The sequence below is a fragment of the Leadbetterella sp. DM7 genome (assembly GCF_040829825.2).
In the GTDB taxonomy this organism is placed as follows: Bacteria; Bacteroidota; Bacteroidia; order Cytophagales; family Spirosomataceae; genus Leadbetterella.
This window is the reverse complement of sequence record NZ_JBFOLH020000001.1, coordinates 81159-96380: the sequence shown is the minus strand read 5'-3', so window position 1 is coordinate 96380 and position 15222 is coordinate 81159. Positions and strand designations below refer to the sequence as shown.

Here is a 15222-nt window from a genome sequence, read left to right as displayed (position 1 = left end):
TATTCTTGTTTAAGTTCTATCTTTGTCACACTATTTAACCTTAAATCATTCATAGAAAGTCTCCCGGGAAAGATTCCGGGAGGCTTTTCTCATTTTACGGCAATGACAGATATCTCCACGTTGACATCGCGCGGCAACCTGGCCACCTGTACGGTTTCACGGGCAGGCGGGTTTTCGGTGAAAAAAGTGCCGTAAACTTCATTCACGGTAGCAAAGTCATCCATATTTTTCAGGAAAATGCTGGATTTTACAATGTGGGAATAATCCATGCCGGCTTCGGCCAGGATGTGCCCTATATTTTCCAGGATTCTGGTGGTTTCAGCCGGGATATCATTCAGCGGAGCCAGGTCAAGCGCAATCTGCCCGGAGATGTAAAGGGTGTTTCCGGCCAGTATGGCCTGGGAGTAGGGCCCTATGGCCGCAGGTGCTTTTTCGGTATAAATTACTTTTTTCATTGATATAAAAATTAGCTTTGAATTAAGAGCTGCCGTAATGCAATTGCTACCTGTAAAAATAACGTTCTTTGCCGGGTAAACCGGCAGACACCGTTAATTTAATTGTCTTAAAAATGAATAGTGCCTAACTTTGTACATATAAACTAACAAAATGTATGCATAACGCAATATTCAATATTCCCCGTCCTGTGAATGAACCTGTATTGGCTTACGCTCCGGGCAGCCGGGAGAAGGCTGCCCTCGAGGCCGCCCTGAAAGAAGCCAGGAGCCGGCAGGTGGAGATACCTATGTATATAGGCGAACGTACCGTACATACCGATAAAAAAATCCGCTTGTCGCCCCCGCACGATCACGCCCACGTACTGGGCTATGCTTCGGAAGGCACCGCTGAGCATGTGCAGCAGGCCATTGATGCGGCACTGGCAGCCCGGGGGGCATGGGCAGCCCTGCCCTGGAGCGACCGTGCGGCGGTATTCCTGAAAGCCGCTGATCTGCTGGCTGGCCCCTACCGCTGGAAAATGAATGCGGCCACCATGCTGGGCCAATCCAAAAACGCGTTCCAGGCAGAAATTGATTCGGCCTGTGAGCTGATCGACTTCCTGCGCTTCAATGCTGCTTTTTACCAGGAGATCATACAGGAGCAGCCGGTTTCTTCACCGGGTGTATGGAATAAAATGGAGTACCGTCCGCTGGAAGGCTTTGTGTTCGCGCTGACGCCCTTTAACTTTACGGCTATCGCCGGAAACCTCCCGGCTTCTGCTGCACTGATGGGCAATGTAGTGGTCTGGAAACCTTCTAATACCCAGATTTACGCCGCCCATGTGATCATGGAGATCTTCCGTGAAGCAGGCCTTCCTGACGGGGTCATCAACCTCATATATGTAGACGGGCCTACTGCCGGCGATGTCATCTTTAAGCATCCCGACTTTGCGGGTATTCACTTCACGGGAAGCACCGGGGTATTCCAGAATATCTGGAAAACCATTGGTGAGAATATCCACCTGTACCGCTCGTACCCCAGAATTGTTGGCGAAACCGGCGGAAAAGACTTTGTGATAGCCCATAAATCGGCAGATGCCAAAGCCGTGGCCGTAGGATTGGTAAGAGGCGCTTTTGAATACCAGGGCCAGAAATGCTCGGCCGCTTCAAGAGCGTATATTCCGTCTAACCTGTGGGAGGAAGTGAAAACCTACATGCTCGAAGACCTGGCTACGGTTAAAGTAGGGCCAACCGAAGATTTCTCCAATTTTGTGAATGCAGTTATTGATGAGAAGGCTTTTGATAAGATTTCGGGCTACATTACCCGGGCACAGGCACATACCGATGCGGAGATCATTGCCGGGGGTAAGTTTGATAAGTCAAAAGGGTACTTCATTGACCCGACGGTGATTGTTACTGCCGATCCGCTGTATGAAACCATGCAGGAAGAGATCTTCGGCCCCGTGCTGAGCATTTATGTGTACGACGAGAGCAAATGGGAAGAAACCCTGAAGCTGGTAGACAGCACCTCTCCCTATGCGCTGACCGGTGCGGTCTTTGCCCGTGATCGCTTTGCCGTTCACCAGGCTACCCAGCTGCTTGAAAATTCAGCCGGTAATTTTTATATTAACGATAAGCCTACCGGTGCTGTGGTGGGCCAGCAGCCTTTTGGCGGCGCCCGGGCTTCAGGAACCAACGATAAGGCCGGCTCAAAGCTGAACCTGCTGCGTTGGGTAAATGCCCGGACGATCAAGGAGACCTTTGTGGCCCCGGTAGATTACAGGTACCCGTTTTTAGGGTAAATTTGTTGGTTGGGGCGTTGCATGCAACGCCCCAACCTCTATTTCACGCGTGCGGTCTGGCTCGTAAACGTGCTTTCAAAAATCTTATCGGCATTACCCGTCTCAAACCCGTCACGCCGGTGCTCACGCCTGATTTCGGCGGGTTCCAGGTGAGCAAATTGCGGCAGCACTTTCCGTTCGGCAAATTCCACGTAGCTGCCCGAAATGGTATGCACATCTCCATCAGCAAAGCGGGCATCGATCATTTCGGCTACGGTAGAGCTCTGCAGTAAGCCGCCGTCAGGGCTGATTTTGATTTTACCTCCCGAATCATTGAGCCGGATCCCTGTTTTTTCCAGGAAAGCGTTGAATTCCGGGATGGTATTGTATCCGTCTTTCAGGTTATGCACAGAGATGGTGTAGTGATTCAGGTAATACCGGTTATAGATCACCCATGCGGCGTACTCACTTTCTTTTAACAGGGTTGCATAATCGGCCCACTGCGGGGTACGCCACAACGGCTGATGGAGAAAACGGTCAATGGCTTCGCCGTCTGTTAAATCCAGCTGATCTACAGGGTCGGCAGTGACTTCACGGGTATACGAAAGGATGATCTCACGGGCGGTTTCGCTCAGGTCATTTACCCGGAGCTCGCTTATAAAAATCCGCGGAAAATGCGGTTCAGGGGGCGCAAACCAGTAGGCATCCAGCTTCTTTCCCCCGAAATAAAAATAATCCATTTTCCGGTAGCCCAGGGCCAGGAAAATCTTCTCGAAAGAGCGGATACCCAGGTGCTCCACACCCATGGTACGAAAGGCCACGTGATCATTTTCAATCTCGGCCGCATCACCGATGATCCCCCCGGAGATCATGGCCCGGGTAATTTTTTTTACATCCGGAACCCGTTCGGAATAGCGTTTCATTAAGCCTTCAAGAACTACCTCCAGGGTAGAATGTTCATTTTTCATGCTGGTAAAATTTACCGGTTCCCGTATTTAAAAAATCATCAAAATTAATTTCTTCCTGTTTGATAAAGCCTTTCTGCGGAAGTTTTCCGTCGGCCACCATCTCAATCACCGCAGCAATAGAAGCTGCCGTGGTCCACGAAATGGCCCGCCAGTGCTGCCCGTCTATCGTTATGGGGTAATAGGCCTCGTAAAACTCTTCACGGGCTATCTCGCTGCCTTTCCAGCCTTCCACCACGGCGTATACATATACCACGTCTTCCTGCACGGGCGGCTTTGCTTCGGTCAGGATCTGCTCTACCAGCTCTCTCTTTTCTTTCAGGATCAGCTCATAAAGGAGGAATTTCATAAGCTTGGCATGGCCCGGATAGCGGATGGTTTTGTAGTTGAGCGTATCCACCTGGCCGGCGTAGGTGTCGCACATGGTACCCAGTCCGCCCGATGTGCTGAAGGCTTCAAATTCATTGCCGTCTATCTGGATGTATTCCAGGCCGTCGAGCGAAGGCACCATCTTCCTGACGCCGTTGTGGATCACTTCGGCGTCATTGATGTATTCATTGATCACACCGGCCGGCGACCAGGTGAACGAATAGCCCAGCAGGCCGTTCGGGTAACGCGGAAGGGCCCCCACGCGCAGCTCGATGTCACGCAGGCGGGTGAATCTTTTGGCCAGGTGGGCACCCACAATGCCGATCAGCCCCGGTGCCAGCCCGCATTGCGGTGCCATAACCGCCGAAGACGTCTTTGACAGCTCCATAATGGCGGTTGTGGTAGGCACATCTTCCGTAAGGTCAAAATAGTGGATCCCGTTTTTATGGGCCACTTTTGCAATATTGAGATTGAGGTTATACGGCATGGCAGAGGCTACCGCATCAAAACCGGGGAGGGTTTTCTCCAGGAAACCCAGGTCGGAGACATCGCCCGGGATGACTTCAAAGGGCAGATCAACGGCAGGTTTGCGCTTGTCAAGGCCGGTGACTTTAAAACGTTTGGAAAGTAAGATTCCCACCAGGGAGCCTACCTTGCCCATTCCTATAACGAGAACATTTTTCATAAGGTATACATCAGGATTGGGCTGTGAGCCTGTACCCGACCGGGGCCGGTGGCTGACAGCTTTTGTTTTAAAAAAATATACGGGAAACCGTGTACAGCACACGGCAGATAACCAGGTGCTTTAACAGAAATCGGGAACAAACGAGCAGGCACTACGCAGGTAGGCCAGTCGTGCAAGGAAATATTTAAGGTCTTTGAACAAAGCAGGATCGAGTTATCTTTTCAAAGATAAGCAAAGAGGAGGCAGAAGGCAAGTTTCAGGTGGCTTTTTTATGCGGCATCCGGATGGATTCACAGCTTGGTGGCGGCTCCCAGCAAGGCACGGCGGTAAATGCTTTCCCTTTTTTTGCCGCATTCCGGCGATGAGTAGTCTTCGTTCAGGATGCGGGAGGCGCGCTCGGTAAAGGTATTCTGCAATTCGGGGTTATTGAGCACCTGGTGAGTAGCCACAATGAAATCTTCGGCGCTGTCGGCTATTTTGCAGTTGACATCATTAACCATCGGGAGGCCTTCGGCACCTACTGATGTGCTGACTACCGGCACATGGTACGAAACCCCTTCGAGAATCTTCATGCGCATACCGCTGCCTATCCGGAGCGGAACAATCATTACCGAACCCTTCATGACGGTTTCCAGGTCGGGTACAAAGCCTTCAAAGGTGATATTGCTGTATTCCTCAAACCATTTTCTTTTCTCGGGCGACCAGCGGCCTACAATGCTTAGCCGTACCCCGGGGTTCAGCCGCTGAATTTCGCTCCAGCAATTGCTCAGAAACCAGTCTATGCCGTCGAGATTAGGATAATGCTGATCCGGGCCGAGAAAAAGCAGGCGGTTTTCCGATGTAAAGGGCTGGTTGATCTCGTGCTCAAACATAACCATGGGTAGCGGCGATACTTCCAGCTTTTCTTTGGCTACACCGTCTTCCAGCAAAATCTGCTTATCGGTCTCGGTCAGGCAAACCACTTTATCAAACCGGTTGATGAGCCCGATTTCCAGGATTTTCGTATTCTGGATCTTCCAGTCGTGAGCGGCCTTCTGTTCAGGTAACGTAGCTTTTTCCAATGCCATCCGCTTATAGCGAAGCTCGTGATGCACAAAGATTTTCGGGATCTCCTTCGGGATAAAATGCACCAGGGGCGCCAGGTCGATGAAGTCGATCTGTACCAGGTCAAAGATTCCCAGCAGGATCTCGCTCTGGAAAACATCCAGCAGGTCATCAAAATAATAATTGATGAGGTTGGAGCTGTTGAGCTGCATTTCCTGCTCCATTACCTCTTCCTGGGTAAGCGTTCTCTTCCGGCCGGTTATTTTTTTCAGGAAGCTCATCATGGCGCCGTCTTTCGGTGCACCGGGCAGCTGCCTGAACGTTTTGATATTGACATCGGGCCAGAGCTTCTTCAGCTCGTTCCGGTGGAGATCGGTGCTCTCCGGAACAATAAGAGTCACCGAATGATTTTCCCGCAATGAATCTACCATCCGGAAGGTGCCGCTTTTGCCACCGTCATTGATGGGATAGGGGAATACTAATGTAACCAGCAGGATGTTCATAACTTCTTACACAGGTAATTTTTCAAAGAAATGGTAAATCCTGAAGGTAACTCCCGTCAGCACTTTTTTCAGCATGCTTTTGGTGGGCGCCGGTGGCACCGGTTTCAGGTAAAAGCAGCGGATGGTCTTAAAATAATCGTTGTGGTTGGCTTTTAAGCGGCTGCGGTAATTCCGGAAAAGCTCCCTGAGGTCGGGGCGGTTGTTCAGGTCGAACCGGTTCTGCCACCTGGAGATATTGTCGGGATCACCGATGTTGATGCCGCTGAAGTGATAAAATACCAGGGGAACGCCGTTAGCCAGGTATTTGCCGTTTTCAGAGCTGAGGGTCCGCTCATGCAGGTTCCAGTACGAAATGTTATATCCCGGGTATTTGTCTATTTTCACCCCTTCATAATAAAGCGGAACCATATTGCAGTACAACTGGTCTACAAACATCCCGTTCTGAATGTCCATATAGCATTCTGTTCTCAGCTTTGTCATCCACCAATCCAGGAACCTGGAGGTTTCTCCTGATCTCTTAACGGCCAGAAAACCTAAATTATATATCCCGTTAACGAACATTTGCTGCTCCGTTCTGCTTTTGTTGTCGAATATCGGGGTATAAAAATGGGGTGTAAGAATGATATTGTGTGTATCCAGCCCTTCTTCAATGCCGGTCAGGCGGTCAAAAATTTCAATATCGGGATCAAAGTAAATGATCCGGTCGATATCGGGCCGGGTGTTAAAGAAGTAATTGAAATAAAAAGGCTTTACGGCTGTATTGAGCTCGGTGATGTCATAGCGTTCGGTCATTTCGTCAAAACCCTCTATGCCGATGGTATGCACTTCCAGCAGGTTCAGATCCGCCAGCTTACTTTTGTCCACCCCGCTTCCTTCCACCTTATCGCACAGACCTATCACAAACTCATAATCCGGGTTGGTCTGCCGGATAGAGTCGGCCAGGATTCTGGCCTGGGCCAGGTAATTGATGGAGCAGATTGTAAATGCGAATTTCTGAGACATACAAAAGAGTAAAGAGGACAAAAATACAATCCGAAATCTGAATAAACAATTCTCTTATTTTTTAATGCGATTCCGGCCGTATTTGCCAGGGTTTTACTCTTCCAGCTTCATCCGGATCCGCCATTCGGCCGGCAGGTAATTGTTGACCCGGTTTCCGATCACCTTTATCCAGCCCAGTTCCAGGCCCTGGAAGGTCACCAGCGCCCAACCGTTCGGGTGCCCGTTTGGCCCGGTACTCTCTTTTTTCAGGTAAAGCAGGGCTTCTTTTTCAGAAAGCGGGATCCGCAAAATTTCCTCCGAAACCCAACCCGACAGCGCCAGGGCATGGGAAGGTATAAAATCATTTCCTTTAAAATGACCCAGATCCAGGCCCGAAGAGCGTTTGTGCAATGCCCGGAGCACGGCTCCCGTTTCGTTCAGAAGGGTCTGCTTCAGGGCCACAATGCCCCCGTCATTCTTCAGGTAATAGGCGTATGCGCCGAAGATTTCCGGCCGGATCCAGCGGGCCAGCTCTTCGGTTTGTTTCCGGGGCAGCCGCGGAATGTTGGGCTTCCCTTTTACATACCGTTCGTCGCGGCTCTTATTCCGGAAAGCCGCTATATAGAAGCCTTCTCCTTTTACTTTATGCGGGAAGAACTGCAGGCCGGGATTTCCCCCGGCAATGCCCCAGCCGGCGGGAACATCTGTTTCTACCGTTTCAAAATCAAGCGTACGCGTAAGCCAGTGCGCATTTTGCTGGTTTTCAGTGCTGTTGTAGGTGCAGGTGGAGTAAATCAGGAGCCCGTCAGGAGCCACCAGCATGGCCGCTGCGCTCAGTATACGTTTCTGGCGGGCAGAGCAGGCCGATACGCTTTCTTCCGACCACTCCTTAACGGCCTCCGGAGTTTTACGAAACATGCCTTCTCCCGAGCAGGGGGCGTCTACCAGCACAATATCGAAAAACCCTTCCAGGTCTGCAAAGGTTTCGGGATCCTGGTTAACGATGATCACGTTGGGAAAACCCCATTTTAGCAGGTTTTCTTTCAGGATGCCTACCCGGCTTTTGATCACCTCGTTGGCTACCAGCAGGTCGTCTGCCGACAAAAGTGAGGCCAGGTGCGTGGTCTTTCCTCCCGGTGCGGCGCAGAGGTCCAGCACCTTCAGCGGTTGCCGGGCCGGGGCATGGTTTTTCAGGATATGCTCCAGGATCATGGAAGAGGCTTCCTGCACATAGTAGGCCCCGGCATGAAAGGCAGGGTCAAGCGTAAATACCGGCCTGCTTTCCAGGTAATACCCCGTTGAGGTCCACGGGACAGGCTCATTCAGGGAAAAAGACGGGTTGAATTTCTTCAGGGGATTTAACCGGATGCTCACGGGAGCCTCGGTTTGAAGCGCTTTTTCAAAGGCTTCGTACTCTTCACCCAGGATATCCTTCAGGTTGGCGGAAAATGTCTCCGGCAGGTTCATATGCTGTTTTTTTAGAGGGGAAATACTACCTGGCGCGATCCGTTAAATGCGCGAATCATTGCTCATCAGCACAATGGGCCGCTGAAGGGCCAGGTTATTCGGATATGAAATGATCAGTCCCTCGTCGGTTTCTATATGAATATTAAAAAAAGTAATATCGTGCACTTTGCCCTCTACCGAGTCGTCTTTGTCCATGATCCGTATTCTTGAACCTATCTTAAAAGGCGAATTAAAGAAGAGGATAATCGAAGCGGTTATGCTGCTGATGATCGACCACTGGGCAAACAAAGCCACGCCTACCACGGCAAATATTGAAGCAAAATAAACCGACAGGCCTTTTACGGAGATGTCCCACACAATTCCGAGAATAATAAATAAGAGGGTGGCCAGGGTGAAATTGAAAAACTTGTTGGCATAGAGGCGCTGGGATTCGTCCAGCTCGTATTTCCTGGCGTGATTCCGGATAATGGTGCGGGAGATTTCGCGCACGCCTAAAAGAATCACACAGGCGGCCAGGCTGATGCCGATTTTCATGTACAGCTCTTCTGTTTTCAGCATAGGTCAAAATTTATTCAAAAATACGCAATTCATCGGTTTCATCCTGCTTTTAGCGCCTCTTTCTGAGGGATCAGCTCGGTAAACAGCGGATTATGATGGATCATGTACAGTTTGGCACAGGCCCGGGCATCTGACAGGGCATTGTGGTGGTGAAGGTCAATGCCATAAAGCCGGGAGCAGGCGGCCAGGTTGACCTTGGGCAGGCCTTTGCGGCGGTATATCTTAACGGTACAGTCCCATTTTTTGATCAGGTTGAGTTCATTATAATTGAGCCCGGCGCTTAACATGCTGTGATACAGGATATCCCGGTCAAACTCGGCGTTATGCGCCACCATTTTCTTTCCCTGGAGGATCGATTTTAACCTGGGGTAAATTTCAGTGAAAGAAGGCGCATTGACGGTATCTTTTGCCCGGATGCCGTGAACGCGGGTGTTGTAAAAATTATACTCGTTGTTAGGCGGCTGTATCAGGGTATAATACTCTTCTATGATATCCAGGTCTTTCACCCATACCACGCCTACGGCACAGGCACTGTCTTTGTGTGCGGTGGCGGTTTCAAAATCTATTGCTACAAATTCCACTTTATCTCAGTTTTCTTTCCCAGTGACCGGCCTCTATCCGGCGGGTAATTTCACCCGATTGGAGCAGGGCGGTCAGTTTAGGGTGTATGGTACCCCGGGAGGTCAGATGCCACTGCCCGCAATCTTCGCATAAGTATACGGTTACCGATGAATTGGTCTCAAACCGGCTCCTGACCTCCAGTAAAGCCGTGACGGCCAATTCTTCCGAAAGATATGAACGCTTCGAACAACTCATTATTTTCTAAATCCGTTTTTAAAAAAGATAGTTCGGGGAAAAGCGGTTTTTTATCGCTCGCTTGCCGGATTTTCAGGATCGGAAGTATTCCCGGGTAAAAAAAATATCAAAAATTATAAGATATAAATAGCTAAATATGAGTTATATAAGCGACAACAGTCGTTTATAATCGAATACAAACGGTTATAAACCGGCTATTTCCCGGCGGCATTTCAATTTTGCAATGTCGACACAACAGGATTTTTTTTATCATTTAAACACAGGCGATTATGGCAGCGTTAAACAAAGTATTGTTAATCGGGAACCTGGGCGCAGACCCGGAAGTGAAAACCCTTCCCAGCGGCGACAAGGTAGCGGGCATTCGTTTGGCTACAACGGAAACGTATAAGAATAAGAACGGTGAACGGGTGGAAGATACCGAATGGCACCGGGTGGAATTCTGGGGCGGCCTGGCCGGCATAGTGGAACAATATGTCAAAAAGGGAGACAGCCTCTATGTGGAGGGGCGTATCCGTACGGAAAAGTACACCGATGCCAACCAGGTGGAGCGCTATTCCACCAAGATCAGGGCCACCAGCATGCAGATGCTGAGCCGGAAGGCGCAGGGTCCGGCAGAGCCGCTTCCGCCGGTCTCTGAAGATGACGGCCTTCCGTTCTGACAGGGGAAGGGTATGGAGGCATCTGCTTACCCGGCAGGAACCCGGCTTTTTCTGCCGGAATTACAGAGAAAATACCTTTTTTTTGAGATAAACCGGCGAATATGAGCTAATTTTGAGGGTACTTCATAAAGACATACCCTATAAAATGAATATCATTCAGGACGGCCTGCTTTACCTTACCGGCCTCTTTATGCTTTTAGCTACGTGGAGAGGGTTTCGGGGTGCTTCGCAAATCCGGAGATTTGAACAGAAACAATGGATTTTGCTGCGACTAACCGGTTTGCTTGCCTACGTTAACCTGGGGCTTGCTATGCTGCAGGTTTTAGAAGATGTGTGGCGCGAAGCAGATCCGGGGCGCTTTTTAAAAGTAGAGATCCTGGTTCTGTTTTTTGTGGCCGTATGGATCAGCCTGGGGATGGGAAAAATCAGGAATACCCTGATCCACGGCAAAAAATACGGAGCCATGTTCATGTATTTCGGAATAGCGCTGATCATTATGATCCTGCTGATCTGCTACCTGAAGCTTTGGAAATATGCCGGTTTTATTTTTTGACGGAGAATGTGTTTTCTGCAATACCGTTGCCCATAAAATAGCAGAACGAAATCCTGCCGGGAATATTCATTTTGCCTCTTTACAGGGCAGCTATGCGAAAAAAATGCTGGATCCTTCTCTTCTGACGGCGGGAACCCTGGTTTACCTGGATGGAGACCGGTACCTTACCCGTTCGGAAGCAGCCTTTGAGCTCCTCCGGCATCTTCCGGCCTGGCGCTGGTTACGGATCTTCCGCTTTGTGCCCCGGCGCATGGCCGACGGGCTTTATAACCGGGTGGCAGAAAACCGGATACGATGGTTTGGCCGCCAGGAGTCCTGCCGGGTTCCACCCCCCGGTCTCCGGGAAAGGTTTATAACCGATTGAATTTGCTGTGCTGTTCCGTAGCCGGAGATGCCGGAAAATCGCCTGAAAGGTGTAAATTTGCGCTGCTTATCACCTGCGATACTATGTTTAGAGTTGGGCTTATTGTTGTGCTTCTGGGCGTGGGGGTTTCCTGCAAACAAAGCGGGAAAGACCGGTTTGACCGCTTTCCGGAAGGAAAAAAGAAAGAGCTGATCACCCTGGAGGGAATAAATGTGCCCGACAAGGACCTGGAAGCCGGCCTCTTTGCTTCCGAACCCGATGTCTTCAACCCCACCAACATGGATATCGACCATAAAGGAAGAGTATGGATCTGCGAGGCATACAACTACCGGAACGACGTCAACCATATCCCGTACGAGAAAAAGGGCGACAAGATTCTTATCCTGGAAGATACGGACGGCGACGGGAAAGCCGATAAGACCAAAGTCTATTACCAGGGAGAAGATGTGAATGCTGCCTTAGGGATCTGTGTGCTGGGCAACCGGGTGATCGTATCGGCGAGTCCGAATGTGCTGATGTTTACCGATGAAGACGGCGATGACGTGCCCGATAAAAAGGAAGTCCTTTTCAAGACGATCGACGGCCTGCAAAGTGATCACGGGGTACATGCCATGGTGTTCGGCCCTGACGGTAAGCTTTATTTCAGCTTCGGTAATCATGGCGTAGGACTGACCACGCCTGACGGCCAGCCCCTGAAAGACATTCACGGGCGGGAAATAGGCCAGACACTGCAGCCTTTCCAGGACGGAATGGCCCTTCGCTGCGATATAGATACCAAGAATTTTGAGGTGGTAGGCTGGAACTTCAGGAACAACTATGAGCTGTGCCTGGATTCTTTCGGACGCATATGGCAGAGTGATAACGACGATGACGGGGTGAGAAGCAACCGGATCAACTATGTGCTGCCGTATGGAAATTACGGGTACAAAGATGAGATGACGGGGGCCGACTGGCGGGCTTACAGAACCAACAAGGAAGACTCGCTCTGGCAGCAGCACTGGCATCAGAATGACCCGGGAGTGGTGCCTAACCTGAAGATCATCGGGGCCGGCTCGCCTACAGGTATTTTTGTTTATGAAGGGGGGCTTCTCCCTGAGCGATATAAGGGGGCTGTTTTCCTGGGAGACGCCGTTAATAACAACATTATCGCCTACGGTGTGCATAAAAAAGGTGCCGGATACGAGCTGCAGGGGCAGGTAGTGCTGGACGCCTCCAAAAAAGACCAGTGGTTCAGGCCCTCTGATGTGGCCGCCGGCCCTGACGGTTCTGTTTTTGTAGCCGACTGGTACGATGTAAGCGTGGGCGGGCATTTTATCGGTGATCTTGAAAAAGGCCGGATTTACCGGGTTTATCCCAAAGGAAAGGGAAGCTACAAAGTACCGGAATACAATTTTTCGGATGTGAGCTCCTGTATAGAAGCCCTGAAGAACCCGGCCAATTCAGTCAGGTATATGGCCTATACCGCTTTGAAGAGTAAAGGGAAAGCTGCAAAAAAAGAGCTGTATGCTTTGGCAAAAGAAAATAACCCGGTATATACGGCCCGGGCCTTGTGGCTGCTGAAGGACCTGAGCTCCGGCTACTCCGAAGAGTTCTCCCGCCACCCGGATGAAGATATCCGGGCCGCCACCGTACGGATGGCGCCGCAGGAAGATCATTCGCCCTTTTTAACCCGGATGTCGCTGGATGCTTCGTACCAGGTAAAGCAGGCGGTAGCTACCCGGCTTTACCTGACCGAAAACCCGGAGGCCTGGCTGAACCTGGCAAGTGCCTATAAGGCAGATGACCGCTGGTTCCTGGAAGCGCTGGGCATAGGCGCTACAGGGCACTGGGATGATTACCTGGAAAAATACCTGGCCGGGAAAAACTGGCAGAGCAGCCCGGAAGCCCGGGATATAGTCTGGAGAAGCCGCAGTAAAAAAACACCGGGATACCTCGCAGAGCTCATCCGGGTTACGCCTTTTGAAAATGCATTACGCTATTTCAGGGCTTTTGATTTCCAGGATATCAGCGCCCGGAACGCGGCTTTGCTGAGCCTTCTGAAGAGTGCACACTCCGAGCAGGAAAAGCTGCTTATCTTTAAGCATTTTGATACGGAGTCTGTTTTGCAGGATCCTGATTTTCAAAAAATGATACCCGGCGTGCTGGCCGGTATAAAGAATGACCGCGATTTCCTGGATATCGTATTGAAGTACCGGTTTACCGATGAGCGGGAGAGGATTCTCCGCATCCTGGACACCAGTGAAGATCCGGCGCTCTACAGGCAGGCGGCTGACGTTGGCAATACCCTGTTCGGTATAAGCCTGCTCAAAGAGGTGCTTAGCCGGAAACCGCTGGATAAAGACTTTGCAGTCAGGAGAATAGAACGTATGGGCCTGGTAGACAATGAGGTGGTAACCCGGCAGCTGATCCAGGTGTTTACCAACCGGAAATACCCGTTTGAACTGCGCCAGGCGGCTGTTCTGGCTATGGAGGGCTACCTGAGTGATGTCAGGCTGTGGGATCTCATGAAAGTAAACAAAGTCAGTAAAGAGCTCATTCCTGCAGCTAAAGAAGTGCTGCGGAAGACATTTCATAATGACATAAAAGTAGAGTTTGAGCATGTCTACGGCAACCCGGAGGCTGCCCAGGCGTACCCTATGCCTGATTTCAGCCCGGGGAAAGGCGATGCCACAAAAGGAAAAGTGATTTTTCAGAATGTTTGCTCGGTGTGTCACAGTAACGGAACCTCGGGTGCAGATTTCGGCCCTTCGCTGGCGTCTATCGGTAAGAAGCTGACCAAAGAAGGCCTTTATAATGCCATCGTCTATCCCAGTCAGGGCATTAACCTGGGGTACGAAACCAGCCTGATCACCCTGGCCGACGGTAGCACGCTGAAAGCCATTGTGACCAGTAAGACCTCTGATGCGTACCTCGTAAAAGTACTGGGCGAACAGGAACAGCGGCGGTATCCTCTTAACCAGGTGAAATCGGTGGAAGTGCTGGAGAAAGAGTCGTTCATGCCTCCTTTCCCGCTGCCCGAGAAAGATATGCTGGACCTGATCTCCTACCTTTCAGGACTGGGCTCATAAAAGGTCTTTCAGTTCGGTCAGCTGCCGGATGACTCCCGCTGAAGAACCGGCTGCGGCAGGGTCGAAGTGGATAAAAGGTAAGCCGGCATTCTCCGAACCTGCTTTATCGGCGATCTCATCATCACCGATATATACCGAGCACTCGGGTGTGGCGCCGGCTGATTCCAGGGCAAAATCAAAAATCTGCCGGTCGGGCTTCCGCGATCCCGAGACGTCACTCGTGATAATATGACGGAAATACGGAAGCAACCCGCTTTGCGTCATCTTCCGGGTCTGGATGTCGAGATACCCGTTACTGATGATGTGCAGCTCGTATTTAGGGTGTAAATAATCCAGTATCTCCAGCGTACCCGCTACCAGGTGCCTCTGCACGGGCAGTAGCTGCATGAAGCGGTCGTTCATCGCCAGTGATTCTTCTTCCGTACAGGAAACGTCAAGGGTGAGCAGGGTATTTCTGAAGCGTACCCGCCGGAGCTCGTCGTGTGTGACGACATTGGTTTCCAGCTGCCGCCAGAGGCTTTTGTTAATGACCCGGAAGGTTTGAATAAAAGCCTCATACGAAACCTTGCCGGCTACCTCGTGCGCATAAATCTCTTTCAGGCAGGCTTCCGAATTCCGTTCAAAATCCCACAGGGTATGGTCGAGGTCAAAGAAAATATGCCGGATCATTCTTCCCGCAGAATCAGGCGTTCTACCGGCTTATTGTTCAGGATATGGCTTTCGAAGATCTCGTCCACGTCTTCCGGGGTAACGTTCCCGTAGAAAACGCCTTCGGGATAAACCACCATCCCCGGACCAAACGCGCAAACGTCGAGACAGCCCGTCTTTTGCGCCCGCATGGTCTTGTTCAGGCCGTTTTCCTTCAGCTTCTCCTTAAAGAGATCCACCAGCACCATTCCGCGGTCACTCCCGCAGCACTTTTTAGGCGCGGGCTTGTCGTTGGTGCATATGAAGATATGTTTTTCGTATTTCATA

16 protein-coding genes are annotated in these 15222 nt (G+C 50.8%); 5 read left to right on the top strand and 11 right to left on the bottom strand.

Annotation, left to right across the window (positions count from 1 at the left end; genetic code table 11):
• Nucleotides 1-89 precede the first annotated feature (89 nt).
• Nucleotides 90-455: a RidA family protein gene (locus AB2U10_RS00420; protein ID WP_367914372.1), complete on the bottom strand. Its 366-nt coding sequence runs from the start codon at nt 453-455 to the stop codon at nt 90-92.
• Between the two features lie 155 nt (nt 456-610).
• On the opposite strand from AB2U10_RS00420, the gene pruA reads away from it, so the two are divergent.
• Nucleotides 611-2236 (top strand): L-glutamate gamma-semialdehyde dehydrogenase, encoded by a 1626-nt coding sequence (pruA, locus tag AB2U10_RS00415; protein WP_367914373.1) that lies wholly within the window; start codon nt 611-613, stop codon nt 2234-2236.
• A 38-nt stretch (nt 2237-2274) separates the two neighbouring features.
• Here the strand turns inward: pruA and AB2U10_RS00410 are convergent, their stop codons facing one another.
• The 8 genes from AB2U10_RS00410 to AB2U10_RS00375 all read right to left on the bottom strand — a co-directional run bounded on the left by AB2U10_RS00410 (nt 2275) and on the right by AB2U10_RS00375 (nt 9603).
• Complete coding sequence (locus AB2U10_RS00410; RefSeq protein ID WP_367914374.1) at nt 2275-3183, bottom strand: DUF1338 domain-containing protein; 909 nt, start codon at nt 3181-3183, stop codon at nt 2275-2277.
• On the bottom strand, nt 3173-4234 hold the full coding sequence (locus tag AB2U10_RS00405; protein ID WP_367914375.1) for a saccharopine dehydrogenase family protein: 1062 nt from the start codon (nt 4232-4234) through the stop codon (nt 3173-3175). The genes AB2U10_RS00410 and AB2U10_RS00405 overlap by 11 nt, the downstream gene beginning before the upstream one ends.
• Before the next feature lie 290 nt (nt 4235-4524).
• Nucleotides 4525-5781 carry a glycosyltransferase gene (locus tag AB2U10_RS00400; RefSeq protein WP_367914376.1) on the bottom strand — a complete coding sequence of 419 codons (1257 nt, stop codon included), beginning with the start codon at nt 5779-5781 and terminating at the stop codon, nt 4525-4527.
• Nucleotides 5782-5787: 6 nt separating this feature from the next.
• Entirely contained in the window at nt 5788-6783 is a 996-nt protein-coding gene (locus tag AB2U10_RS00395; protein WP_367914377.1) for a glycosyl transferase, read from the bottom strand.
• A gap of 93 nt (nt 6784-6876) precedes the next feature.
• A complete protein-coding gene (locus AB2U10_RS00390; protein WP_367914378.1) occupies nt 6877-8229 on the bottom strand; it encodes a methyltransferase RsmF C-terminal domain-like protein in 1353 nt (450 codons plus the stop codon).
• 42 nt (nt 8230-8271) lie between these two features.
• On the bottom strand, nt 8272-8787 hold the full coding sequence (locus AB2U10_RS00385; RefSeq protein ID WP_367914379.1) for a mechanosensitive ion channel domain-containing protein: 516 nt from the start codon (nt 8785-8787) through the stop codon (nt 8272-8274).
• A gap of 38 nt (nt 8788-8825) precedes the next feature.
• Complete coding sequence (locus AB2U10_RS00380) at nt 8826-9368, bottom strand: 3'-5' exonuclease (protein ID WP_367914380.1); 543 nt, start codon at nt 9366-9368, stop codon at nt 8826-8828.
• A gap of 1 nt (nt 9369) precedes the next feature.
• Nucleotides 9370-9603 carry a hypothetical protein gene (locus AB2U10_RS00375; protein WP_367914381.1) on the bottom strand — a complete coding sequence of 78 codons (234 nt, stop codon included), beginning with the start codon at nt 9601-9603 and terminating at the stop codon, nt 9370-9372.
• 269 nt (nt 9604-9872) lie between these two features.
• Between AB2U10_RS00375 and AB2U10_RS00370 the strand changes: the two genes are divergently transcribed.
• From AB2U10_RS00370 to AB2U10_RS00355, 4 genes are all read left to right on the top strand, one after another.
• A complete protein-coding gene (locus AB2U10_RS00370) occupies nt 9873-10262 on the top strand; it encodes a single-stranded DNA-binding protein (RefSeq protein WP_367914382.1) in 390 nt (129 codons plus the stop codon).
• A 145-nt stretch (nt 10263-10407) separates the two neighbouring features.
• Entirely contained in the window at nt 10408-10815 is a 408-nt protein-coding gene (locus AB2U10_RS00365) for a hypothetical protein (RefSeq protein ID WP_367914383.1), read from the top strand.
• Nucleotides 10796-11179 carry a thiol-disulfide oxidoreductase DCC family protein gene (locus tag AB2U10_RS00360; protein WP_367914384.1) on the top strand — a complete coding sequence of 128 codons (384 nt, stop codon included), beginning with the start codon at nt 10796-10798 and terminating at the stop codon, nt 11177-11179. The genes AB2U10_RS00365 and AB2U10_RS00360 overlap by 20 nt, the downstream gene beginning before the upstream one ends.
• 83 nt (nt 11180-11262) lie before the next feature.
• On the top strand, nt 11263-14247 hold the full coding sequence (locus AB2U10_RS00355; protein ID WP_367914385.1) for a PVC-type heme-binding CxxCH protein: 2985 nt from the start codon (nt 11263-11265) through the stop codon (nt 14245-14247).
• Here the strand turns inward: AB2U10_RS00355 and AB2U10_RS00350 are convergent.
• Nucleotides 14242-14916: a YjjG family noncanonical pyrimidine nucleotidase gene (locus tag AB2U10_RS00350; RefSeq protein WP_367914386.1), complete on the bottom strand. Its 675-nt coding sequence runs from the start codon at nt 14914-14916 to the stop codon at nt 14242-14244. The two genes, AB2U10_RS00355 and AB2U10_RS00350, sit on opposite strands and share 6 nt — an antisense overlap.
• Nucleotides 14913-15221, bottom strand: coding sequence for a (2Fe-2S) ferredoxin domain-containing protein (locus AB2U10_RS00345; protein WP_367914387.1), 309 nt, complete (start codon nt 15219-15221; stop codon nt 14913-14915). The genes AB2U10_RS00350 and AB2U10_RS00345 overlap by 4 nt, the downstream gene beginning before the upstream one ends.
• Between the last annotated feature and the right edge of the window lies 1 nt (nt 15222).

Bases quoted from the DNA above. Each gene is read 5' to 3' on its own strand.
- AB2U10_RS00345 (WP_367914387.1), bottom strand. From the start codon at position 15,221: ATGAAATACGAAAAACATATCTTCATATGCACCAACGACAAGCCCGCG.
- AB2U10_RS00420 (WP_367914372.1), bottom strand. From the start codon at position 455: ATGAAAAAAGTAATTTATACCGAAAAAGCACCTGCGGCCATAGGGCCC.
- AB2U10_RS00385 (WP_367914379.1), bottom strand. From the start codon at position 8,787: ATGCTGAAAACAGAAGAGCTGTACATGAAAATCGGCATCAGCCTGGCC.
- AB2U10_RS00400 (WP_367914376.1), bottom strand. From the start codon at position 5,781: ATGAACATCCTGCTGGTTACATTAGTATTCCCCTATCCCATCAATGAC.
- AB2U10_RS00405 (WP_367914375.1), bottom strand. From the start codon at position 4,234: ATGAAAAATGTTCTCGTTATAGGAATGGGCAAGGTAGGCTCCCTGGTG.
- AB2U10_RS00365 (WP_367914383.1), top strand. From the start codon at position 10,408: ATGAATATCATTCAGGACGGCCTGCTTTACCTTACCGGCCTCTTTATG.
- AB2U10_RS00350 (WP_367914386.1), bottom strand. From the start codon at position 14,916: ATGATCCGGCATATTTTCTTTGACCTCGACCATACCCTGTGGGATTTT.
- AB2U10_RS00370 (WP_367914382.1), top strand. From the start codon at position 9,873: ATGGCAGCGTTAAACAAAGTATTGTTAATCGGGAACCTGGGCGCAGAC.
- AB2U10_RS00395 (WP_367914377.1), bottom strand. From the start codon at position 6,783: ATGTCTCAGAAATTCGCATTTACAATCTGCTCCATCAATTACCTGGCC.
- AB2U10_RS00360 (WP_367914384.1), top strand. From the start codon at position 10,796: ATGCCGGTTTTATTTTTTGACGGAGAATGTGTTTTCTGCAATACCGTT.
- AB2U10_RS00390 (WP_367914378.1), bottom strand. From the start codon at position 8,229: ATGAACCTGCCGGAGACATTTTCCGCCAACCTGAAGGATATCCTGGGT.
- AB2U10_RS00410 (WP_367914374.1), bottom strand. From the start codon at position 3,183: ATGAAAAATGAACATTCTACCCTGGAGGTAGTTCTTGAAGGCTTAATG.
- pruA (WP_367914373.1), top strand. From the start codon at position 611: ATGCATAACGCAATATTCAATATTCCCCGTCCTGTGAATGAACCTGTA.
- AB2U10_RS00355 (WP_367914385.1), top strand. From the start codon at position 11,263: ATGTTTAGAGTTGGGCTTATTGTTGTGCTTCTGGGCGTGGGGGTTTCC.
- AB2U10_RS00375 (WP_367914381.1), bottom strand. From the start codon at position 9,603: ATGAGTTGTTCGAAGCGTTCATATCTTTCGGAAGAATTGGCCGTCACG.